This is a genomic window from Polaromonas sp. P3_A5, from assembly GCF_056403055.1.
In genome coordinates this window covers 3,009,863-3,032,007 of sequence record NZ_JBFUGF010000001.1, presented here as the reverse complement: position 1 = coordinate 3,032,007, position 22,145 = coordinate 3,009,863, and the positions used below count along the sequence as shown (strand labels likewise).

Genomic DNA, 22,145 nt, shown 5'->3' with positions numbered 1-22,145 from the left:
CCCTGTTATGTCGCCATGTTAACTGCCTGTTTCGCCTAAAACGGCCACCCACTTAAAGCCAATGGCCTAATTTTCAGGCCAGCAGGCGGGCTTATCGGGCTTCTCCCCCCGGTTCGGGCGAAATCGGTTCAGTTCCGGGCACGGCCGTCGTGCCTGCGAATGAGACGATGCGGGAATACTGGTTTAGCCAGGCAGGACGTGCGCAAGCAGCTATTAAATCAATAGCATTACAGCCACTGAAGGCGTTCCCTCAAGAGTAGCCCCGTGCCACACCTTGCGGGTACGGCACTGTTAAGCTTCGGGCCGCATGCCGACACACTCATTCAAGGAACTCACCCGCCAGCGTGCCTACATGCGCATGTGGTTCGCCCGGATTTTTGCCACCACAGGCAACCAGATGCTGATGGTCGCCGTGGGCTGGCAGATGTACGAATTGACCGGCAGCGCCTGGGACCTTGGCCTGGTGGGGCTGTACCAGTTTGTGCCGGCCTTGTTGCTGACGCTGGTGGCCGGGCATGTCGCCGACCGGGCTCACCGCGGGCGCATCATCGCGGCCTGCCTGGTGACGCAGGCCACGGTGGCGATGATCCTGGTGGCGGCCACACAAGGCTGGCAAATAGGGGGAATGCACCATAGCTGGGCTTCGCGCGAGTTGTTGCTGGCGGTGTCGGTCATGCTGGGCGTGGCCCGCGCCTTCCAGATGCCTGCGCAGCAATCGCTTACCCCGGTGCTGGTGCCGCCTGCCATGCTGCCGCGTGCCATGGCCTTCAGCTCGGCCGGCATGCAGGCGGCGGTCATAGGCGGGCCGGCGCTAGGTGGCGTGATTTTTGTGGCCGGCGCCACGGCGGTGTATGCCACCTGCGCTTGCCTCTTTGCCACCGGCTGCGTGCTGATCGCGGTGCTGCGCTATGACCACGCGCCGCCGCCGCGCGAGCCGGTGACGCTGCGCACGCTGCTGGCCGGCGTGGAGTTTGTATGGCAGCGCAAGGCCCTGCTGGGCGCTGCGTCGCTGGATCTTTTTGCCGTGCTGCTGGGCGGCGCCACGGCCTTGCTGCCCATGTTCGCCAAAGACATCCTGCACGTCGGGCCCTGGGGCCTGGGCCTGCTGCGCGGCGCCCCTGCGGTCGGCGCCCTGTTGACGTCCGCGGTGCTGACACGCTGGCCGCTGGAGCGACGCGTCGGGCCGACCATGCTGTCAGCAGTCGCCCTGTACGGCGTGTGCATGGTGGTGTTTGGCCTGTCGACCAGTTTTGTGCTGTCGCTGCTGGTGCTGGCCGTCTCGGGCGGTGCCGACATGGTCAGCGTGGTGGTGCGCCAGACACTGGTGCAGATCGAAACCCCCAACGAAATGCGCGGCCGCGTCAGCGCCGTCAACTCGGTATTCATCGGTGCGTCCAACCAGCTTGGTGAGTTTGAATCAGGCGCCACTGCTGCGCTGCTGGGGCCGGTGGGCTCGGTGGTGGCGGGTGGGGTGGGTACGCTGCTGGTGGCTGCGGCGTGGTTCAGGCTGTTTCCGTCGTTGTCGCGGCGGGACAAGATGGTCAATCACTAGCTTTCACGCTGGCTCGAACCGCCCGCCGGCTCTTTCGACTGCCCAGCACTTCACCCAATGGGTCGTCCGCAGATTTGCGCCAGTGGCGTGGCTTGGTAGAGCGCACCTGGTTCTCAAGCGCGTCGAGTTGTTCTGGGTCAACAGTCCGCACTACTTGCGCCAGTTTGTGGTCTTGCGCGTGTCGCTCAGACCGGATGCCTCTCGCCTTGGAAAGCGGTATTCCTTTGCGCGAAGCCTTGCTATTTTCGCCGTAGGTATTTCGACGGTCTTTCAGGTAGCTGAGACGTTTTTTCTGTTGAGGAGTCATATTGAGGCCAACGTAATTCGGGTGTGGTGTGGATCCATGGCGTAAGAACTAAGCAGATGTGCCAAGCGGAAAATCTTCATATGATTTTGGGTAATAGCCCCAGATTCTGGCCACACCGTCTCTGTATTCAAAATCGAAGCCGATCTCTTTCAACCTTCCGAGAAACACAGGCGAATAGTCAATGATCTTTGGCGCAAGAAGGCGGCCCGTGCGGAGTTCGCCATGCAAGCCGATGTCAAACCACTCCACGCCCACAAACGGGTAGGGCAGGTGATAAAACCATTCGACATCCCAGCCCGAAATGTGGCCGTTGACCCACTTCGAGCGATACGAAGGTCTCCATTCAAGGCCGCGCACGTATGTGATCAGCTCGTTCCATTGAGTGTCGTTCGCCAGCGAGCCTGAGAACTTCTGGCGCGCCTGCTGCGCAATTTTCTCCTTGTCTTCGTTCTCAGGGACGGCATTGGCAAGTGGTAGTGAATGCATGATCAAGGCCTGATTTAAAAATGAACGGACGCATTGACTGTGATGCTGCACGATGCCTGCTGTTGTTGCGACGCATGAACAATTTATTGGGAATGCGCAAGGTCGGTTTCCAGAATGTAGAGGCTATTGGGTGTGGGGTTGTGGCATGTCAGGCCCACTTCACTCACCGGGATATCGAACGTGACCAGCACGCGGCCGTTTGCGTTTACCGGACCTGCGATGGTTCCCCGGGTCCCTATCAGGAGCCAATAGTTCTCGGCAGGGTGACAATCTTCAGGCGCGCACCGGGCACCGTTGAAGGATATGAGTACGACTTTCGATCCGGCTGGATGCATCTAGCCACCTACGCTTTCACATGAGAGGCTCAGACGACAGGTTCCCGCTATAGGAGAGCACTGTACCGAGCAATGGGAGGCCGACTTCCACGTTGAACTGATACTGACCGTTGTCGATGCACTTCGATGCGGCCGTGCGAGGCAGGAGCCAAAGAGGGAATGGAACGCCCGCTAGCCGGCCTCCGATGGGACGCCAGACCCAGCCGCCATTGACAATGGAAACACCCAGGTTGAGGCGAAGCAGGCCCGATGACTCGACCCAGTAACCCGATGGATAACGACCTGTCGGCGTGAAGGTTGAGGCAAACGTGGAGGTTCCATTGAAGGTACGGTTCCAATGAAGCTCGGTGTCAGTGCTGAAGATGGAAACGCTCATCGATGCAGTTCCGTCGCAAGGCGGGACACCAAGTTTTTGCGCAAGCCGCCGGCCCGCCCAACCGGCAAGGCCGGTGCCCAGGCGAACCTCGACTGTGCCTGAGAGCGTGCCTCCAGACCGATGGAGTTCCTGCAGCAACGGGTGCAGTTGTGCGAAGGCCTCACCAAACCAGGTTTCAACGACTGCCGACATGCGCTCTTTCGGTTGCGGTGCAGTTCCGCCATGAACCAGATCAACAGAAGCGGGGGCTGCACACTGCAGGTGATTTTAGGTGTGTAGCTGGCAGGCCGCTGTCCTGCAGATGAAAGGCGCTGGCGGCCCGGGTCCTGTTGTATTCAAAGGACGACCATTGCGCCCCGCTTCGCAACGAAGCGCAGTGATTCGTCTACCGCCCCGTATTCGCCCGTATCCGGTTCACTTCCACCGGCGTGATTTCACTCGCCCTATTGCCCCATGACTGGCGGACATGCGTCAGCACCAGCGCCATATCGGCGTCGTTCAGCACCAATACGAAGGGCGGCATGCCAAAGGGGCGCGGGTTGCCCGTGGTGGCTGGTGCGTAGCCGCCATTGAGCACGATCTGCACCAGGTTCACGGCCTGGCTCATGGTGACGGCGCGATTGCCTGCCAGCGCCGGGTAGGCATTGGCGATTCCTTCGCCCCTGGCACCGTGGCACTGGGCGCAGTGCTGTTCGTACAGCTTGGCGGCGCGTTCCACAGACTCGCCCTGAGTCTTGATGGTGGCCGGCTCCGGGGACGTGGTGTGTGTGGGCGGCAGCTCTTTCAGGAACTGCGCCATCGCGCCGAGATCGGCATCGCTCAAATACTGCGTGCTGCGCTGAACGACTTCCGCCATGGGGCCGGTGACCGAGGCGCGTGGTGAGACGCCGTTTTTCAGAAGGCTCACGATGTGCTGCCTGTCCCAGTCGCTCACGCCCGCTTCATACGGCGAGGTCAATGAGGGCGCATACCAGTTCTGCATGGGGATCAGCCCGCCGGCCAGGTCCAGCCCCGCGTCGCTGGCGCCCAGCGCATTGCGTGCGGTGTGGCAGGCCGCACAATGACCCAGGCCCTTGACCAGGTAGGCCCCGCGGTTCCAGTCGGCACTGCGTGCGGCGTCCGGTTGGTATGCACCGGGGCTGAAATACAGGGCGCGCCACACTGCAAGCGCTGCCTGCGACTGGTAAGGAAAGCGCAGCGCATGGGACTGGTTGGGCTGCACCGCAGCGGGCAGGCTGCGCAGGTAGGCAAACAGCGCATCGGAGTCTTCGCGCGTGACCTGTGTGTAGCTGGTGTAGGGGAAGGCCGGGTAGAGCAGGCGGCCGTTTTTGGAGCGGCCGTTGTGCATGGCGCGCCAGAAATGGGCGGATGACCAGCTGCCGATGCCGGTTTTGTCGTCAGGCGTGAGGTTGGAGGTGAACACTGTGCCAAACGGCGTGGCGATGCCGCGCCCGCCCGCATAGGCCTGGCCGCCCTGCACGGTGTGGCAGGTCTGGCAGTTGCCGGCGCGCGCCAGGTAGGCGCCCCGGGCAATCAGGCTGTCGCTGGGGGCCGCGGTAGCCACAGGCGCCTTCACGTCGACTTCGTCGCGCACATTCAGCGCCCATACCAGTAAAACCGCGGCGGCTGCCAGGGTGGAAAGGCCCACCGCCCATTTGAGGAGGGTCTTCATTTTTGCAATTTCCTGGTGGGCGAAGCCGGCACAGTGGGCATGTCTGCTGCGCTACCGCAGGTAATGACCACGGCGCCGGGTGCGAGCGCGGGCAGCGTGGTGGCTGGTTTGGTGCTTGCCGGCAGGGGCTGCGCCGCCACCCAGCTGGCGACGGCATTGATGTCTTCCACGGTGAGTTTTTCCACCACATTTTTCATGCAGTCCGGCGCGTGCGCGCGGCGCTGGCCGGCCTTCCAGGCACCCAGCTGTGCATTGAGGTAGTCACGTGGCAGCCCCAGCAGGCCCGGAATGGCAGGCGCCACGCCGGTCATGGCCTGGCCGTGGCATTGCACGCAGGCCGGTAGCCGGCGCGCAGCGTCGCCCTGCATGACCAACTGCTGTCCATGGCGCATGGCCTCGGGTGATGCGGCAGCGGGCAGGGGTGCGGGATAGGGGACTTCGAGCTGGGAGAAGTACTGCGCGATCTCCATCAGGTAGGTGTCGCTGAGCGGTTCGATCAGCTGCGTCATGAGACCGTAGTGGCGGCGCCCGTCGCGAAAGTTCAGCAGCTGGTTGTACAGGTAGCCCGCCGGTTTTCCCGCCAGGCGCGGGTAGTAGCCGTCGGGAGCTGCCCGGCCCTGGGGCCCGTGGCAAGCCGTGCAGGCCATGGTGCGCTGCGCGATGGTGTCTTCAAACGGCGGCGGAGCTGCCTGGGCGGCAACGGCCATGGCAAATGCCGGGCCGGCCCACAACAGCCGCGCGGCCAGCACACGCTTGCAAAAGCGTGAGAAAAATCTTGGGTTCATGGGGCCATCATGCCGCACATGGGCGGCCGGTGTCAGCATCAGTTGCGCTCCCAAAAAACACATCAGATGAAAAACAGGTGAAATTGACGGGACGCTGGGCGCGGTGGACCCGCTGCAAAAGTCCCTGGAGTGAGTCGCACGGCTGACGGCAGCCGGGCTTGCGGCCCTACTTGCGGGGGTCTTGCAGCGCGCGGACACAGGCCAAAAAATGGTCCCAGCTGGTCTGCACTTCCTTCACACGCACGCCTTTGTCCAGCACTGCACCGCAGGCTGCTTCCGCGCGCCGCACAACCTTGGTCAATGCGCTGCCCGGCAAGGGGGGAATCTGCGCGCGCAGCGCGTCCGCTTTCGCCCGCATCTGCATGATGGCGTCCCTGGCCAGCGTCTTGTTGCCGGCACAGGCAATCATGCCGATCATTTCCGCCATTTCAGTCAGGGCGGGGTCCAGTTGCCAGATGGCGGCGGTGGTGCCCAGCGCCAATGCCCAGATGCGCCGGTTGCGGCGGGTGGTGGCACCTGCAAGTGGCTCGGCCGCCGCAGTGTCGTGTAGCGCTGTGCTGGCAGCAGGTGGGTTGGGCTTGTTCATGGTGTCGACGGGAGACAGCCGATTTTGCACCAGGGCCGTCACGAAGGCATCCGGTGGCGCCTAAAAGCCCCAGTCTTGTCAAACCTCAGTTGCTGGTTACCTTGGCGCTACAAGAAGTGCAGGACCCGGAGGACGTGGTGCCGCCCTAGTGCCTGTCAATCGGTGTCAGCGCGGCCGTCCGGGTCCCGGTCGCCACGCGCTGGGTATTGACGTTGTCGGTGGTCACAATTTTGGTGAAAGGCCGCATATTTGCATGCATTGCAGGTGCGACACCAAGGGACGCTATCGGGGGCATCGGCAAGTTTGCTTTCAGTCTGGTCGCCACCGCCACTTCACGCAGGGGTTGCTTGATGGGTTCAAGTGCTTCATGCAAGGGCCCGAGCTTGGCTGTCTGCCGTTCCATGGCATCGACAAAGTGGTGCAGGTTGTTGGGGTTTTCGGGTTTTTCCTTGATCTTCGTGACGAAACCATCGTCGGCGCCCTGCCGGCTGGGCAATGTGGAGTTGCTGTCGCCCTGGAACCCGCTGACGCGTACACGCGGATCGGCGTGCTGGGCATCCAGCGTGGCAGAAACCTGCCCGGCAAAGGTCTGGGCCAAATTGCGCGGGCCGATGGCCACGTGGTCGCGCGACACCGTACCGGCGCTGCCACAGGATGTCAGCCGGACGTCCAGGCCCGGGCTGTTCACGGAATTGGCAATATTGTGCACCGCAGTCCCAATGTCCTGCGCCGTGTGCGTCATCTTGTAGCCGCGCTTGATGTTGACCTTTGTTGCCTGCTCGAACAGGCCCGGCGGGTGGTGTTCGTCTTCGTCCACGGGCGTTGCCACGGTGGTGATGGAGTTGGGATTGCGCGGGCTGCCATGGCCCTTGACGAACAGAACATCGGCGGGGCCGTTTTCCCGGTTGTTGTACGGCGCCATGCCGGGCTGCACGACCCTGACGTTGCGGATCGCTGAGCTCAAACCGCGGTATTCGCGCTGCAGTTGCTGCTTTTGCGGAATCGTCAGGTTGCCGGCGAGCAGCTTGTCCATCACGCTGGCATGGCGTTCCTCGTAGTGCGCACGCACCGCGCGCTGGGCTTCGATGTTGTCGACAAAAACCGTGCCTGGTTTGAACTCGTTGTTGGCACCGGTGTGTCCCATTTCCATCACCGCTGCCTTGCGGTGGCCGGTGTCGAAGGCCGCCAGGCCGGGAAGATAAACGTGCCGTTTGATCCTTTGGTCTGCCATGGTGTGGGCTGCGCTCCTTTTGCCGCAAAGGTTCGCAAACCCTGTGCCAGGTGAGCAGCGCGTGCAAGTGCATGAATCCAAAAGGTATTTGGCGCAGAAAACAGGAGCTGCGGGACCAATTTGTCCCTTGGGTTCGAAGAGGAATATCACCCCAACCCAGTCGCTGCGTTGCCTGATGGGGTGGGATGTTTTTGTCCCGTGCCGGGTCTTATTTGTCCCGCCCCGCTGGCACCCAGCCCGCAGGGCTGGAACTATTCATGCGCAGGCGTTGTCCCATGGCGCCACGTGCTGGCACACCCAGCGCGGGTCGTCGTGCGGCAGGTCATGCCCTGCCCAGGGGTGCTCCCGGTGCGATGTTTGCCAGGCATGGGCAAGCTGCGCGGAGCAGGCCGGGTTGACAAGGGCATCGCCGGCTGAAGACAGGACCAGCACCGGGCAACGCGGTGCAAGAGGTGCGCAGGTGAACCGGGTGGCTGCCCATAATTGCCGCGCTGCGTTGGCTGCGCTCACAGGTGCGCTTTGGCGGATGAAGCGCCACTGCGTGAGATCCTGCTGCCTTTGCTCCTGGCGCTTGCAGGTGAGTTCATGGACTTTTTGTTCCACGGCATCAATGTTCCGCCAGTGCGAAGCCATCGCCAGCAGTGTCAGCCAACTGCGGGGCCGCAGGCGCTGCGCAAAATGTGCGTGGGGCCGCATGCTGGTGTTGACAAGCACCAGCCGCGAAATTTCGTCCGGGTAGCGTTGTGCCCAACTGGCCGCCGCCATGCCGCCCAGGGACATCGCCAGCACTGCGTAGGGCGGCCGTACGCCCTGCGCCGCCAGTTGCCGGCGCACCGCCTCGACCATTTCCTCCACGGAAAGTGGGGAGCGCTGCCCGCACCATTTGCCATTGCCGGGCAGGTCCGGCGTGATGACCTGGCCGGGGCTGCGGCCTGTGGCTTCCTGCAACTGCAGCGGGAAATCTCCCCAGTGCCGCGCCTCGCGGGTCAAGCCCCTGAGCAACACCCAGGTCATGTCACACCACCCTGCGCGGGCGCCAGTGCGCTGCGGCAAGCCGTGCGAGTTGCACGCGCTGTTCGCCCGAAGGCAGCCAGCGCGGCGCGGAAAATGCGGCGCGTGTCAGGAAATCCAGCAGGTCCGCATGGCGGCGCAGTACGCGCCGCGTGCGGTGCGCCTTAATAGGGTTGAAAATGCCGTGGCGCGAAAACAGCTGGCGCGGGTTCTTGCGTATCCATAACCACGAGCCCAGCTCCAGCGTCATCGGCAAAAAGATGTTCTCCGCCGGTGCGCGATCATAGGCATGGTCCCAAAGGTCGCCGTGCAGCAGGTACTGGTTGCTTTGCGGCTCGAAGCTGTAGGCGTGGTGCGGGTGCGATTGCTCCAGCATGGTCCGCAGTGCAAACATCTCCGGCAGGTGCGGCATCAGCCGGCGCGTCCTGGCGTACGGAAACCACAGGCTGTCCTCAAAGCCGTAGCCCGAATGGCAGTCCAGTGCCAGGCTGAAGGGCCGGCTGGCCAGTTGTTCCCGCACCACTTGCAGTACGGCCGCGCTTTCCACTTCCATCGGCATGCCGGGCCTTCCGCAGTACCAGGGAAGCCGGGGGCTCACGGTTTGCCCGCCGGCCAGGAAGGGCACACGGGCGTCGGCCTTGTGGGGGGCATTGCGCATCAGGTCCACGCCCTGGGGGTTGGCGCGCTTGTGCGCCCACATGCCGCCGGGGTTCACGATGGGCATGAACACCAGCCGGATCTTTTGGAGTTGCCGGTGCAGCAACTCGTCCCACTCCAGGCGAAACAGCAACGCCCGCATGTAATGCAAAACCAGCTGCGTGCCGATGCGTTCCAGTCCATGGATGCCGCCGAAGAAACCGACCGCGGGCGCCGCAGGGTCGCGGGAGCCGATGCCCGCCACATACAGCGGAAAAGACGGGCCGGCAGTATGCGCTTCGGCCGCAACGGCCACGTCAAAGTGCGCGCTGCCTGCCAGCAAAATTGTCTTGAGCTCTTCCATCTCCGAAAAGCTGGCCGCCGCATCCCGCGCCGGCGTGAGGCTGTAGGGGCTGTGAAAGCTGCGTGGGCTGTCGGCTGCGCTATTCAGTGGCGGAGGCAGTGGCGGAGGGAGCATCCGCCCATCCTTGCACAGTTGTTTGACAGGCGTGCTACAGCTTGTTGTTTTGCGGGGAAGGCCGGGAGCCCGGCTGGCGCGGCTCGGCGCCCGCCCGCTGTGAAATGGCGGCAATCACCTGGTGCAGGGCCTTGTTCACCGGTTTGTCGTTGCGCATGATCAAGGCCAGCGTCCTTTGCAGCCGTGGGTACAACGGGTGGACCACGAGTTCGGCATGCTGCCCTGGGCCGGTGACCGCCATTGCGGGCAGGATGCTGCAGCCCAGGCCGGCCGCCACCATTTCCTTGATGGCTTCGACGCTGCCCAGTTCCATGATGGGTTTGGGGGCGTGGCCCGCATCCTGAAACCACTGGTCGATGATCACGCGGGTATTGGCCGCCGGCTCGAACAGCACCAGCTCGCGCTTTGCCAGGACGGCCGGCGTGATCCTGGCGGGCGTGGCGGCATCACGCTTGGGTGCGATGGCCACAAACTCGTCGTTGAACAACGGTGTCACCACCAGCGCGCGCCGTTTGACGGGCAGCGTGACCAGCGCCAGGTCCAGCATGTTGCCTTCCACCGCCTTGACGAAGTCGGCCGTGTTGCCCGTGCTGACCACCACGCTCAGATTGGGAAACCGCAGCCTCAATGAGCGCAGGATTTGCGGCAGGAAATAAAGGCAGGCCGTGGCGCCAATGCCCAGCGTGATGCGGCCGGCCACATTCGAGGAGTGGGAAGCCATGGCGGCCATGACGCCGTCTACGGCGGTGTTGACATGCTGGATTTCTTCCATCAGGTCAAGCCCTGCGGGTGTGGGCGTTGCGCGGCGCGCCACGCGTTCGATCAGGCGCACGCCCAGCTTCTGCTCCAGCTGCCTGATTTGCAGGCTGACGGCGGGCTGTGAAAGGCCCAGCCTTTCGGCCGCACCGGAAAAGCTCCCGGTTTCAACGATGAGGGCGTAGGTGCGCAGGTGGTCCAGGTTGAGCATGCAAAGAAATTCTAATCAATCTGATAAGTTTTGACATATTTACTTATGCATGCCGTTGCGCAACCATAGCGGCATGCACCTCACACCTATACCCCAGGCCACCCGCCCCGATCCTTCCTCTGAAACTCGGGGTTCCCTGGTGATCGGTCCCTGTGCCGAAAGCCATATGGAGGCAATCCAGGCGATATACGCGCACTACGTGGCCACTAACCTGGCGACGTTTGAGCTGGAGCCGCCCAGCGTCGCGCAGATGCTCTCGCGCCGCGCTGACATCCTGCAGGGCGGCTACCCCTACCTGGTGGCGCATCGCAACGCAGAGGTGGTGGGGTATGCCTATGGCAGTGCCTACCGTTCGCGGCCGGCCTATCGCCATACGGTGGAAGACTCGATTTACGTCGCGCCCGGCATGCGCCAGTCCGGCATTGGCAGCGCCCTGCTGCGTGAGCTGATCCGCCAGTGCGAGCAGCGCGGTTTCCGGCAAATGGTGGGCGTGGTCGGCAACAGCGCCAACACGGGCTCGCTCAGGGTGCACGAGGCTTTGGGCTTTGCCCGTGTCGGCACGCTGGGCAGTGTCGGCTACAAGTTCGGCCAGTGGGTGGACACGGTGCTGATGCAGCGTGCGCTGGGCGACGGCGCCGCGTCGCCCGGGGCTTTTCCCGTGGGTCTACGGCAGATCCCGCCAGTTCAATCCCCTGGCCCGATCACCACATCCGACAGTGGGTACGCGACACAGGGCAGGATGTAGCCCGTCTGCTTTTCCTCGGCGCTCAGGCCCGGCCATTCGATGCGGTAAGCCACCTGCCCGTTGGCCAGCCGGCGGATGCAGGTGCGGCAGGTGCCGTTTCTGCACGAACTGTCCATCGCCACGCCGGCCTGGAGCGCCGATTGCAGGATCGGCAGGGACGGCGAGGCGCTGAAATGCACCCCTTCCGGGTTCAGCTGGACGCTGAACAGAACCGCATTCGCCGGATCGCCAGGGTGGGCCGGGTCGTCCATCGCTGCTTCGGGTACGGGTAGCTGCCTGCGCCGGCGTCTGCGTTAACCGCGCAGGCGTTCCAGCAGCAGCACGGTCATCAGGGACAGCAACAACTGCTGCTCTTCGCGTTCATTGACGGGGGCCATCCGCTCGGCGGTGAACCGGCCCTCAAACAGGGCGGGCTGCTTGGTGAGCTCGGCCACCAGGGTGCCGTCGGGTCTCGTCACCTGGTAGGCGGGATGGAACAGGTAGCCCGAAAACATACCGATCACCGGAATCTGGCTGAATAGGCCGTCAAGAAAACGCGTCATCACGCTTTTCTCGTTGATGCTGAAGTGGGTGACGCCGTTGTCCTGCACGTCAAAACCGGCTCTCCACATGGAGCGCATGCCGCGACGCTTGATGCCGCCCAGCGCCGCGCCCTGGGTATCGGTGAAGTGATAAAGCGCTGAAAAATCGATAATCCGGTCCGCCTTGATCTGGTAGAGCTGCCGGTCCTGTTTTTCATCGGTGAAAACCGTGATGGCTTCCTTGAGCTTGAAGAGTTTTTGTTTGACATACGCCACCGGCTGGCTATGCGCGTCCTTGACCAGAAATTGCGGTGCAAAGGCGATGAGTTTGAAGGACATTTGCAGGGGAAACTGAATACCTTGGGCCATGATGTGCAAGCGCTTGTAAGTGTTAGGGTGCGACGAATGTACCCGACGCCCAAGTCACTTGCCGGGCATTCATCCTGCCGCCAGACCGCCGTGAAGCGAATGTATTGCCGGGTGGGAGGCGATTTGGGCGACAATTCTGCTCCCCCGATCATTTCCCGCACCGATTCACAAGCGATTTTTTTCATGTCCAGCTATTCCGTCCGTCCCGCTACGCCCCGTGATGCCAAAACCATTGCCGAAATTCATGTCGCCACCTGGCAGGCCGCTTATAAAGACCTCATGCCCGAGGACTACCTCGGCAAGATCACGGTAGAAAAACGCCTGCCTTACTGGCGCGAAGCCATCGAATTCAGCGAGCCGCAACTGCTGGTGGCCACGGACGGAGATGAGATCGTGGGCTTCGTCGGCTTTGACCGTTCCCGCGATGCCGGCACCAAATCAACAGTGGGTGAGATCTGGGCGCTGTATGTGCTGCCCGAACATTGGGGCAAGGGCGCAGGCCTGGCCCTGTGGGACGGCGCGCGCGAGGGCCTGAAAGAAGAGGGTTGCACGCAGGTCACGTTGTGGGTGCTGTTGCGCAATGAGCGTGCGCTGCGATTTTATGAACACGCGGCGGGGTTCAAGCGCGAGATGCCGTCGCTCAAGACTGTGGCTTTTGGCAGTGCCAAGCTGGAAGAGATCCGGCTCAAGCGGGTGGTTGATTGAGAACTGAATTTTTGAACTGATTCTGTTCGGGCCGGTTCTTGCGCTGGCGTTGGTTTTTTTGCTGAGGGTGGCTGGCCGGGCAACCCCCGGCCAGCCACCCTCAGCAAAAAGCCCAACGACAGAACAAACCAGGCCTCAACAGCGCGATCTCACGACGGCACATTCACCACCCGCTCATCGTCATCAGGAATCAGCGGCATCCCTTCATCGGGCTCCACCGGCAGCTCCAGTGCGTCGTCTTCATCCAGACCTTCCTCGGGTGGGCCGTTACGCGGCTGGCCGTTGTCGGTTGCGCCGGTTCTGAGGGCGGGTCGTCCAATTCTGGGCATTGTGCTTCTCCTTGGAGTTTCAAAAACGTTGGAAGGGCGTTTATCAACGGTGCCTGGCCTGGATGCCTTTGGCTTGTGAGTTCAGGACGATGATGCGGGCAACTGCGACAGGGGCTGCCAAGCCAAGCGGCCTTTTTCCTGTCAGTGTGGGCCGACAACCGCGCGGCGCGCACAACACTCTCTTGTCCTACATGCAGCGTATCCGGCTGCGCACAGTCCGCATGCCTGCCGCCGCTTAATGTCGGCAGACACCTCTGGACGACCATGAGCCCGTCATCACCGAGGCTCAGATAGATCCCAGAGGTATTTTGCGGAATTTTTTTGAAAGAAGCATCATGGACAAAACCACAGCCTCCACCGGTACGGCTTCCGGTACTGACAACCCTCTGCAGCGAGGCGTCGAGTCTGCCGGAGCAGCGCTCCACAGCGGCATTGACAAGGTGGCTGAGCCGGCCCGCAGTGCGGTAGACCGCGCGTCTTCCGCCGCGCACGAAGGCGTCGACAAGCTGGCCAGCGGTGCCAGCACTGTGGCTGACCGCTTTGCCGACCAGACCCGCCGGGTGACTGAAGCGCCAGGCCGGGCCATTGACGCCTCGAAATCGTGGGTTCAGGAAAGGCCCCTGGAGGCTGTCGGTGCCGCCCTGGCGCTGGGTTTTATCCTGGGACGGCTCACGGCGCGCTGAGCATCTAGCGCTCTGACGCCCATCCAAAGCCGCCTGCGGGGCGGCTTTTTGTTGCGCTGGATTTGGGTACAGTAGGCCTTCGCCTTCGGTGCCACCACAACGCATAACAGCAGCACCGGACTCCTGCCGGCCGGGCTCATCACGGCCGGGCCTTGCAAGTTTTGCTCACCCCTTCGGCCTTGCGCCGGCACACGGAACCTACATATGGCCAGCAGCCTTCTCGCATTGATCGACGACATCGCCACCATCCTTGATGACGTAGCGCTGCTTTCCAAGGTGGCCGCCAAGAAAACCGCCGGCGTGCTGGGTGATGACCTGGCGCTCAACGCCCAGCAGGTCTCAGGGGTCAAGGCAGACCGGGAGTTGCCGGTGGTCTGGGCTGTGGCCAAAGGTTCCTTCGTCAACAAGGCCATCCTGGTACCGGCCGCGCTGGCTATCAGCGCGTTCATACCGTGGGCCGTCACGCCGCTGCTGATGGTGGGCGGTGCATTTCTCTGTTACGAGGGGTTTGAAAAACTCGCGCATAAATTCATGCACAGCGCAGACGAACAGGCGGCCGAGCATGAGGCGCTGACTGCCGCACTGACCAACCCGGACGTAGACGTGCTGGCGCTTGAAAAAGACAAGATCAAGGGCGCGGTCCGCACCGACTTCATCCTGTCCGCTGAAATCATCGCGATCACGCTGGGCACCGTGCAGGCCAGTCCCTTCGTGACGCAGGTGGCTGTTCTGGGCGGTATCGCCCTCCTGATGACGGTGGGGGTTTATGGCCTGGTGGCAGGCATCGTGAAGCTGGACGATGGCGGGCTTTACCTCAGCCAGCGTGAAGGAGGCGGCGCCCTGGGCCGCTTGCAGCGCGGCGCAGGCCGCGCCATCCTGCTGACCGCTCCCTGGCTCATGAAAGGCCTTTCTGTGGCAGGCACCATCGCGATGTTCCTGGTGGGCGGCGGCATTCTGACGCACGGCTTTGCGCCGCTGCATCACGCGATCGAGCTGCTCGCACAAAAAGCGTCGGCCATAGGCGGAGCAGGTGCTTTGCTGGCCGCGCTCACGCCGCTGTTGATGGACGCACTCACAGGCTTGATCGCCGGTGCGCTGGTGCTGTTTGTTGCCGTGCTGGTCAAGCGCGTCCTGGCGCGCCGCTGACACAGAAGAGAAGAGAGCGAATGGAGAATCCGGCAGTTAGTCGCCGGACTTTCCTGGCTTGGCCGCCTTTTCCGGTTCCTCGTGGCGGCCTTCAGTTTTGCCGGCGGGCTGGTCGTCCGGCACCGGAAATGGCCAGCGGCCTTTTTCACGGGGTGGTGCGGGCATGGCTGCTTCCCGCGCGCGCTGCTCCAGTGCCTTTCGGCTCTCGGTATCGGGCGCGGCAACTTTGGGTCTTGGCATGGGTGGTCTTTCGCAGGGAAGGAAGGCGGTGTATGAACGCAGGCGTGCAAACGCGGGACAGCCACTGACCTTACTCCCGCGGGTTGTCCTGCGGTGTAGTCTGCGGATGACGCCAGCTGTAGGAAGCTGGGGACGCCGGAAAATGCCGATGCATTCGGTGTAGCGGCTGTCGCGTCGTCTGCCGCGTTTATTGCGGCAAGCTGCTCTTGCGCTGTATCAGGTCGTGTTTGGCGAACAGGTCGGCGATCCAGTCGACAAAAACACGCACCTTGTTGCTCAGGTGGCGGTTGGGTGGGTACACCACATGAATGGGCTTGGCCTCGGAGCACCAGCCGTTGAACAGGGGTTCCAGCGCACCGCTGCTGATATGGTGCTGAACCAGGAAGGTGAGCGTCTGCAGGATACCCAGGCCCGCCAGCGCCGCCGCCACACCTGCGTTCGAGTCATTGACCGACAGCTGGTGGTGCCCGCCGATCTCCACCACCTCGCCGTCTTTTTGCAGGTTGACGGTGTAAAGCTTGCCGTCGCGCGGCGAAAAATAGCGGATCAGCTTGTGCGCCTGCAGCTCGCGCGGGTGCTGCGGCACGCCGTGGCGTTTGAGGTAGGCGGGTGAAGCGCAGGACATCAAATAAAACTCGCCGATGCGGCGCGCCACCAGTGATTGGTCTGTGATCTGCCCGCCGCGGATCACGCAGTCGACATTTTCTGCAAGGATGTCGATCGGCCGGTCGCTTACGCCAAGCTCCAGCTGGATGTCCGGGTAACGCGCATAAAAGTCGGGCAGGGCCGGAATCACCACCGCAAGGCCCAGTGAAGAGGGAATGTCCACCTTGAGCCGGCCACGCGGGCTGGCCTTGGCGCGCGACATGCTCGACTCAAGCTCTTCCATTTCGCCCAGAAGGCGGCCCGCGCGCTCGTAGTAAGCCGCACCGTCGGCCGTCACCGTGACTTTGCGCGTGGTGCGGTTGAGCAGCTTGGTGTCCAGTGACTGCTCCAGTGTCTGGATCAGGCGCGTCACCGTGGGCTTGGGCATACCCATGGAATCTGCCGCTTTGGTAAACGTGCCGGCCTCCACAACCCGTACAAAGGCCTGCATTGCGGAAAATTTATCCATGAAAGAGTCCTGTTCTGGTGAGGGCCGTCAGCGCGTGCCTTGCCTGGCGGGCGCCGCAAGAGGGATACGGGGCGGTAATTAAAAATGGCTGCCGGGGAAGAGGTGCATCTGCCAACAGGGGCTCATCGGCAAAACGGCGAGGGGCGATTGTGACCAGCCCAGCCGGTTCAGGTGCGGGGCGCGAAATAGCCCTGAGAACTTTCCGGGATTGCCCACTCCCAATTGACCTTGCCCCACAGGGAAGGATGAAACTCCGCGCTCGGATGTTCATGGGAGCTTTCATGGGGGGCCGTGATTTTCAGAGGAGAAGCCTGCTTGCTACCCCTCATTGTTGCACTGGTGAAATAAAGTATAAACAAAACGGCTATTTATTAAGCGACCTGCCGCGCGTATCTTCTGCTGCATTGCAACAAAGAGGAGCCGCGTGCGGCTCGCCAAGATGAACAGCCCACAGCCCGTCCCCGCAGGCGCCGACAAAAGCCCCCCTCCCTGGGTGGAAAAACAGATCCAGCTGGCACTGAAAAAGCCGCTGGACGTGCGTTTTTACGGCCGCCGCAGCGGCACGGGCGTTTCACCCCTGGTGGTGCATTTCCATGCCGGCGCGTTTGTGGGCGGATCCCTGGAAGGCGGTTCCTGCGTAGCCGGGCTGCTGGCCCAAGCCGGCGCAGTGGTGATGTCGCTGGACTATCCGCTGGCGCCAGAGCACCCTTTCCCCAATGCAGTCGAAATAGGTTATGCCGCGCTGGTTTGGGCCGCCAAGGCCCGCCACAAGCTGGTCGGCGTCGGTGCGCCGGTTTTTGTGGCCGGCGAAGAGGCCGGTGGCAATATCGCTGCAGCCGTGGCGCTGATGGCGCGTGACCAGCATGAGCCGGCTCTGGCGGGGCAGATCCTGATGTCGCCGATGCTGGACCCATGCCTTGCGACCGCTTCGCTGCGCGACGCCGAAGCCGGGCCAGTGGGCTGCACCTGGGCCGACGGCTGGCACAAATACCTGCCCCGGGCCGAAGACGCAAGCCACCCTTACGCTGCACCCGGCGCCGCATTCCGCCTGGCCGGCCTGGCACCGACGCTGCTCATCACGGCGCAGGACGACCCGCTGCGCGACGAAACGCTGGCCTACGCCGCACGGCTGCGCGCCGCAGGCCTGGTTGCGCACGAGACCGTGTTGCCGGTGCCGACCGGCTGGCCCTGCAGCTATCTGCAGCCTTGCGACCACAAGGCTGCTTGGGGCCCTGTCCTGCATGAGCAGTACACCCGTTTTTTCGCTGATGCGCTGGCCGCGCATGCGACCCATTCCTGAGTTTCACAGTTCCTTTTTTTACTTTTCTTTTGAGGGGTTTCACCATGACATCGATTCATCTGCACAACAACAAGCGCCGTTTGCTGGCAACCGTCGTGGCCGTACTGGCATTGACGGGCGTGACGGCCGTCATCTTCGGCGTTTCGGGCACGCGTGCCCAGTCGGGTGCGCCTGCCGAGCCGCAGGCCACGCCGGTATCGGTGGCCACCGTCGTGCAAAGCGACGTCTCCGCCTGGGATGAGTTTTCGGGCCGGCTGGAAGCGGTCGAGCGCGTGGACATCCGCTCGCGCGTGGCCGGCACCATCCAGGCCGTGCACTTCCGCGAAGGCGCGTTGGTCAAAAAGGGCGACCTGCTGTTGACGATTGACCCGGCACCCTACGCCGCCGAAGTGGCGCGCGCCGAAGCCCAGGTGGCCGCGGCGCAGGCCCGTGTGGCCCAGGCCAAGGGCGAACACGAGCGCTCACAGCGCCTGTGGGGCGAGCAGGCCATTTCAAAACGCGAGTTTGACGAGCGCACCAACGGCAAGGGTGAAGCCGACGCCAACCTGCGCGCCGCGCAGGCAGCCCTTCAAACGGCGCAGCTGAGCCTGGGCTATTCGCAGGTCCGCGCCCCGGTGGCCGGCCGCGTCGGCAAGCTCGAAGTGACGGTGGGCAACCTGGTCGCAGCAGGACCGGGCGCACCCGTGCTGACCACACTGGTGTCCGTGAGCCCGATTTATGCGAGCTTCGACGCCGACGAGCAGGTCGTGGTCAAGGCGCTCAAGGATGTGCAGGGCACCAACGCCGGTATCGCGGGCGGCCGCAACCTGGACCGCATTCCGGTGCAAATGGGCACCGCCGCGAGCACCGACACGCCGTTTGAAGGCAAGCTGCAACTGGTTGACAACCAGGTGGACGCCCGAAGCGGCACTGTGCGCGCACGCGCCGTGTTCGACAACAAGGATGGCCAGTTGATTCCCGGCCAGTTCGCGCGCATCCGCATGGGCCAGGCCACCAAAGGCAAGGCATTGCTGATCAACGAGCGCGCCGTCGGCACCGACCAGAACAAGAAGTTTGTGCTCGTGGTCGGCGCCGACAACAAGGCGATGTACCGCGAAGTCACGCTGGGCGCTTCCGTCGATGGCCTGCGTGTCGTCAAAAGCGGCCTGGCCGCCAACGACCGCATTGTGGTCAACGGCCTGCAGCGCATCCGCCCAGGAGCGCTGATCACGCCGCAGCCGGTCGAGATGACCGCCAAGTCGGAACTCACCGAAAAAGCCGTGAAGGTCGCGGCCAAGTCCTGAGCCGCTCCTTCACCTGAACCAGAAGAATTGCCATGAATCTTTCCAAATTTTTTATTGACCGGCCGATCTTTGCCGGCGTGCTGTCGCTGCTGATGTTCATTGCCGGACTGATCGCGCTGCGCTCGCTGCCGATCGCCGAATACCCGGACGTTGTGCCGCCCACGGTAGTGGTGCGCGCCAACTACCCCGGCGCCAACCCCAAGGTGATCGCCGAGACCGTCGCCACGCCGCTGGAAGAAGCCATCAACGGCGTCGACGGCATGCTCTACATGAGCAGCCAGGCCACGACCGACGGCCTGATGACGCTGAACGTCACCTTCAAGCTCGGCACTGACCCCGACAAGGCGCAGCAGCTCGTGCAAAACCGTGTCTCGCAAGCCGAGCCGCGCCTGCCCGAAGAAGTGCGCCGCCTGGGCATTACCACGATCAAGAGCTCACCCGACCTCACGATGGTGGTGCACTTGCTGTCACCCAACGACCGCTACGACATGACCTACCTGCGCAACTACGCGGTGCTCAATGTCAAGGACCGCCTGGCGCGCATCAACGGCGTGGGCCAGGTGCAGCTGTTCGGTTCGGGCGACTATTCGATGCGCGTCTGGCTTGACCCGCAAAAAGTGGCTGAGCGTGGTTTGTCCGCTGGCGACGTGGTGCGCGCCATCCGCGAGCAGAACATCCAGGCCGCCGCCGGCGTCGTGGGCGCATCCCCCGGCCTGCCCGGCGTGGATATGCAACTGTCCATCAATGCCCAGGGCCGCTTGCAAAGCGAAGAAGAGTTCGGCGACATCATCGTCAAGACCGACAAGGGCGGCGCCGTGACGCGCCTGCGTGACATCTCCCGCCTGGAGCTTGGTGCTTCGGATTACGCCCTGCGTTCGCTGCTGGACAACAAGCAGGCTGTGGCCGTGCCGGTGTTCGCCGCGCCGGGCTCCAACGCCATCCAGATCTCCGACGATGTGCAGGCCGTGATGAAGGACCTGAAAAAGAGCATGCCTGAAGGCGTGGACTACGAAATCGTCTACGACACCACGCAGTTTGTGCGCTCGTCCATCGAGGCCGTGGTGCATACGCTGCTCGAAGCCGTGGCCCTGGTGGTGCTGGTCGTGATCATCTTCCTGCAGACATGGCGCGCTTCCATCATTCCGCTGCTGGCCGTGCCTATTTCCGTCATCGGCACGTTTGCGGTGATGCACCTGTTCGGTTTTTCGATCAACGCGCTCAGCCTCTTCGGGTTGGTACTGGCCATCGGCATTGTGGTGGACGACGCCATCGTGGTGGTGGAGAACGTCGAACGCAACATCGAGGCGGGCTTGAGTCCGCGCGACGCCACCTACCGCGCCATGCGGGAGGTGTCCGGGCCCATCATCGCGATTGCCCTGGTGCTGATCGCCGTGTTTGTGCCACTGGCTTTCATCACCGGCCTCTCGGGCCAGTTCTACAAGCAGTTCGCACTGACCATCGCGATCTCGACCGTGATCTCGGCCGTCAATTCGCTGACCCTTTCGCCTGCGCTGGCGGCCATGCTGCTCAAGAGCCACGACGCACCGAAAGACGCGCTGACCCGCGGCATGGACAAGGTGTTCGGCCGCTTCTTCGCAGGCTTTAACCGCCTGTTCAGCCGCGGTTCCGAAAACTACAGCCGCGGTGTCAAGGGTGCGATTTCGCGCAAGGCCATCATGCTGGGTGTCTACCTGGTGCTGGTGCTCGCCACGGCAGGCCTCTTCAAGGCAGTGCCCAGCGGTTTTGTGCCCGGGCAGGACAAGCAGTACCTGATCGGTTTTGCCCAGTTGCCCGACGGCGCCACGCTGGACCGCACCGAAGACGTGATCCGCAAGATCAGCGACATCGCCATGAAACAACCCGGCGTGGAACACGCGATTGCTTTCCCTGGCCTGTCGATCAACGGCTTCACCAACAGCTCCAACTCGGGCATCGTGTTTCTCTCGCTCAAGCCGTTTGACCAGCGCACCACCGCCGACCTGAGTGCAGGCGCCATCGCCGGCCAGCTCAATGGAAAATTCGGCGGTATCCAGGAGGCGTTCATTGCGATGTTCCCGCCGCCGCCCGTGCAGGGCCTGGGCACCACCGGCGGCTTCAAGCTGCAGCTGGAAGACCGCGGCTCGCTCGGTTATGCCGCGCTGGACGCCGCCACCAAGGCCTTCATGGCCAAGGCGTACCAGACACCTGAGCTGGCGGGCATGTTCTCAAGCTTCCAGGTCAATGTGCCGCAGCTGTATGCCGACATCGACCGCACCAAGGCGCGCCAGCTCGGCGTGCCGGTGACTGACGTGTTCGACACCATGCAGATTTACCTGGGCAGCCTGTACGCCAATGACTTCAACAAGTTCGGCCGCACATATTCCGTGCGGGTGCAGGCTGATGCACCTTACCGCGCCCGCGCTGAAGACATCGGCCTCTTGAAGGTGCGATCGGCCACCGGCGAAATGGTGCCGCTGTCGGCACTGATGAAAGTCACGCCCAGCTTCGGCCCCGAACGCGCCATGCGCTACAACGGCTTCCTGTCGGCCGACATCAACGGCGGCGCCGCGCCCGGTTATTCGTCGGGCCAGGCGCAGGATGCGGTCGCCCGCATCGCGGCTGAAACCCTGCCACCCGGCATCAGCTACGAGTGGACGGACCTCACGTACCAGGAAATCATCGCCGGCAATTCGGCCATGTGGGTGTTCCCGCTGGCGCTGCTGCTGGTCTTCCTGGTGCTCGCTGCGCAGTACGAAAGCCTGACGTTGCCGATCGCCATCGTGCTGATCGTTCCCATGGGCCTGCTGGCCGCCATGCTGGGCGTGAAGCTGACCGGCGGCGACAACAACATCTTCACGCAGATCGGCTTGATCGTGCTGGTGGGGTTGTCGGCGAAGAACGCGATTTTGATCGTGGAGTTTGCGCGCGAGCTGGAGTTTGCCGGGCGCACGCCGCTGCAGGCCGCGATTGAAGCGAGCCGCCTGCGTTTGCGCCCCATCCTGATGACCTCGCTGGCGTTCATCATGGGCGTGCTGCCCCTGGTGTTGTCCTCCGGTGCCGGTGCCGAAATGCGCCACGCCATGGGTGTGGCGGTGTTCTCGGGAATGATTGGTGTGACGGCTTTCGGTCTCTTCCTCACGCCGGTTTTCTACGTCACGCTGCGCCGCCTCACGGGCAACCGTCCGCTCAAGCTGCATGGCGAAGTGCCGCACGTCGAGGCCTTCGCGGGCAGTGGTGGTGCAGGTGCGCACGCGCAGCCGGCAGCGCCCCTCAAGCTTCACGAATAACAACAAGCATCAAAGGTACAGG

General features: G+C 63.1%; 23 protein-coding genes. 8 read left to right on the top strand and 15 right to left on the bottom strand.

What is annotated here, in order from left to right; genetic code table 11:
• Positions 1-307 precede the first annotated feature (307 nt).
• On the top strand, positions 308-1,552 hold the full coding sequence (locus tag AC1DU8_RS14545) for an MFS transporter (protein ID WP_477702264.1): 1,245 nt from the start codon (positions 308-310) through the stop codon (positions 1,550-1,552).
• On the opposite strand, the gene AC1DU8_RS14540 is transcribed toward AC1DU8_RS14545, so the two are convergent.
• From AC1DU8_RS14540 to AC1DU8_RS14495, 10 genes are all read right to left on the bottom strand, one after another.
• Entirely contained in the window at positions 1,542-1,859 is a 318-nt protein-coding gene (locus AC1DU8_RS14540; RefSeq protein WP_477666320.1) for a hypothetical protein, read from the bottom strand. The genes AC1DU8_RS14545 and AC1DU8_RS14540 overlap by 11 nt on opposite strands.
• Before the next feature lie 48 nt (positions 1,860-1,907).
• The gene (locus tag AC1DU8_RS14535; protein WP_457279208.1) at positions 1,908-2,345 is read right to left on the bottom strand and encodes a DUF6678 family protein; all 438 of its coding nucleotides are present in this window, start codon (positions 2,343-2,345) and stop codon (positions 1,908-1,910) included.
• 351 nt (positions 2,346-2,696) lie between these two features.
• Positions 2,697-3,248, bottom strand: a complete 552-nt coding sequence (locus AC1DU8_RS14530) for a DUF4166 domain-containing protein (protein WP_457279207.1) — start codon at positions 3,246-3,248, stop codon at positions 2,697-2,699.
• 193 nt (positions 3,249-3,441) lie between these two features.
• The gene (locus AC1DU8_RS14525) at positions 3,442-4,728 is read right to left on the bottom strand and encodes a c-type cytochrome (RefSeq protein ID WP_457279206.1); all 1,287 of its coding nucleotides are present in this window, start codon (positions 4,726-4,728) and stop codon (positions 3,442-3,444) included.
• Entirely contained in the window at positions 4,725-5,513 is a 789-nt protein-coding gene (locus AC1DU8_RS14520; protein WP_477688808.1) for a c-type cytochrome, read from the bottom strand. The genes AC1DU8_RS14525 and AC1DU8_RS14520 overlap by 4 nt, the downstream gene beginning before the upstream one ends.
• Positions 5,514-5,679: 166 nt before the next feature.
• Positions 5,680-6,099, bottom strand: a complete 420-nt coding sequence (locus tag AC1DU8_RS14515) for a hypothetical protein (protein WP_457279204.1) — start codon at positions 6,097-6,099, stop codon at positions 5,680-5,682.
• A 145-nt stretch (positions 6,100-6,244) separates the two neighbouring features.
• Positions 6,245-7,330, bottom strand: a complete 1,086-nt coding sequence (locus tag AC1DU8_RS14510; protein WP_457279203.1) for a hypothetical protein — start codon at positions 7,328-7,330, stop codon at positions 6,245-6,247.
• Positions 7,331-7,585: 255 nt separating this feature from the next.
• A complete protein-coding gene (locus AC1DU8_RS14505; protein WP_477688810.1) occupies positions 7,586-8,344 on the bottom strand; it encodes an alpha/beta fold hydrolase in 759 nt (252 codons plus the stop codon).
• Between the two features lies 1 nt (position 8,345).
• Positions 8,346-9,341, bottom strand: a complete 996-nt coding sequence (locus tag AC1DU8_RS14500) for a M14 family zinc carboxypeptidase (protein WP_477689133.1) — start codon at positions 9,339-9,341, stop codon at positions 8,346-8,348.
• A gap of 148 nt (positions 9,342-9,489) precedes the next feature.
• A complete protein-coding gene (locus AC1DU8_RS14495) occupies positions 9,490-10,422 on the bottom strand; it encodes a LysR family transcriptional regulator (RefSeq protein ID WP_477688811.1) in 933 nt (310 codons plus the stop codon).
• A gap of 49 nt (positions 10,423-10,471) precedes the next feature.
• Between AC1DU8_RS14495 and AC1DU8_RS14490 the strand changes: the two genes are divergently transcribed.
• A complete protein-coding gene (locus AC1DU8_RS14490; protein WP_457279200.1) occupies positions 10,472-11,167 on the top strand; it encodes a GNAT family N-acetyltransferase in 696 nt (231 codons plus the stop codon).
• Here the strand turns inward: AC1DU8_RS14490 and AC1DU8_RS14485 are convergent.
• Positions 11,107-11,418 (bottom strand): 2Fe-2S iron-sulfur cluster-binding protein, encoded by a 312-nt coding sequence (locus AC1DU8_RS14485; protein WP_457279199.1) that lies wholly within the window; start codon positions 11,416-11,418, stop codon positions 11,107-11,109. The genes AC1DU8_RS14490 and AC1DU8_RS14485 overlap by 61 nt on opposite strands.
• Before the next feature lie 42 nt (positions 11,419-11,460).
• Positions 11,461-12,057, bottom strand: coding sequence for an LURP-one-related family protein (locus AC1DU8_RS14480; protein WP_457279198.1), 597 nt, complete (start codon positions 12,055-12,057; stop codon positions 11,461-11,463).
• A 183-nt stretch (positions 12,058-12,240) separates the two neighbouring features.
• Between AC1DU8_RS14480 and AC1DU8_RS14475 the strand changes: the two genes are divergently transcribed.
• Positions 12,241-12,762, top strand: coding sequence for an N-acetyltransferase family protein (locus AC1DU8_RS14475; protein WP_477671480.1), 522 nt, complete (start codon positions 12,241-12,243; stop codon positions 12,760-12,762).
• A gap of 149 nt (positions 12,763-12,911) precedes the next feature.
• On the opposite strand, the gene AC1DU8_RS14470 is transcribed toward AC1DU8_RS14475, so the two are convergent.
• The gene (locus AC1DU8_RS14470) at positions 12,912-13,091 is read right to left on the bottom strand and encodes a hypothetical protein (RefSeq protein WP_457279196.1); all 180 of its coding nucleotides are present in this window, start codon (positions 13,089-13,091) and stop codon (positions 12,912-12,914) included.
• Positions 13,092-13,426: 335 nt separating this feature from the next.
• Here AC1DU8_RS14470 and AC1DU8_RS14465 point away from each other — a divergent pair, with 335 nt between their 5' ends.
• Positions 13,427-13,774, top strand: a complete 348-nt coding sequence (locus tag AC1DU8_RS14465; protein WP_457279195.1) for an ElaB/YgaM/YqjD family protein — start codon at positions 13,427-13,429, stop codon at positions 13,772-13,774.
• A gap of 204 nt (positions 13,775-13,978) precedes the next feature.
• The gene (locus tag AC1DU8_RS14460) at positions 13,979-14,920 is read left to right on the top strand and encodes a DUF808 domain-containing protein (protein WP_457279194.1); all 942 of its coding nucleotides are present in this window, start codon (positions 13,979-13,981) and stop codon (positions 14,918-14,920) included.
• A 36-nt stretch (positions 14,921-14,956) separates the two neighbouring features.
• Here the strand turns inward: AC1DU8_RS14460 and AC1DU8_RS14455 are convergent, their stop codons facing one another.
• A complete protein-coding gene (locus tag AC1DU8_RS14455; protein WP_477666327.1) occupies positions 14,957-15,160 on the bottom strand; it encodes a hypothetical protein in 204 nt (67 codons plus the stop codon).
• Between the two features lie 187 nt (positions 15,161-15,347).
• Positions 15,348-16,274 carry a LysR family transcriptional regulator gene (locus AC1DU8_RS14450; protein ID WP_457279192.1) on the bottom strand — a complete coding sequence of 309 codons (927 nt, stop codon included), beginning with the start codon at positions 16,272-16,274 and terminating at the stop codon, positions 15,348-15,350.
• 424 nt (positions 16,275-16,698) lie between these two features.
• On the opposite strand from AC1DU8_RS14450, the gene AC1DU8_RS14445 reads away from it, so the two are divergent.
• From AC1DU8_RS14445 to AC1DU8_RS14435, 3 genes are read left to right on the top strand one after another with little or no spacing between them, the layout of a single operon-like run.
• On the top strand, positions 16,699-17,574 hold the full coding sequence (locus tag AC1DU8_RS14445; RefSeq protein ID WP_457279191.1) for an alpha/beta hydrolase: 876 nt from the start codon (positions 16,699-16,701) through the stop codon (positions 17,572-17,574).
• Between the two features lie 44 nt (positions 17,575-17,618).
• Complete coding sequence (locus AC1DU8_RS14440) at positions 17,619-18,857, top strand: efflux RND transporter periplasmic adaptor subunit (protein ID WP_457279190.1); 1,239 nt, start codon at positions 17,619-17,621, stop codon at positions 18,855-18,857.
• Positions 18,858-18,889: 32 nt separating this feature from the next.
• Positions 18,890-22,123, top strand: coding sequence for an efflux RND transporter permease subunit (locus AC1DU8_RS14435; RefSeq protein ID WP_457279189.1), 3,234 nt, complete (start codon positions 18,890-18,892; stop codon positions 22,121-22,123).
• Positions 22,124-22,145 lie beyond the last annotated feature (22 nt).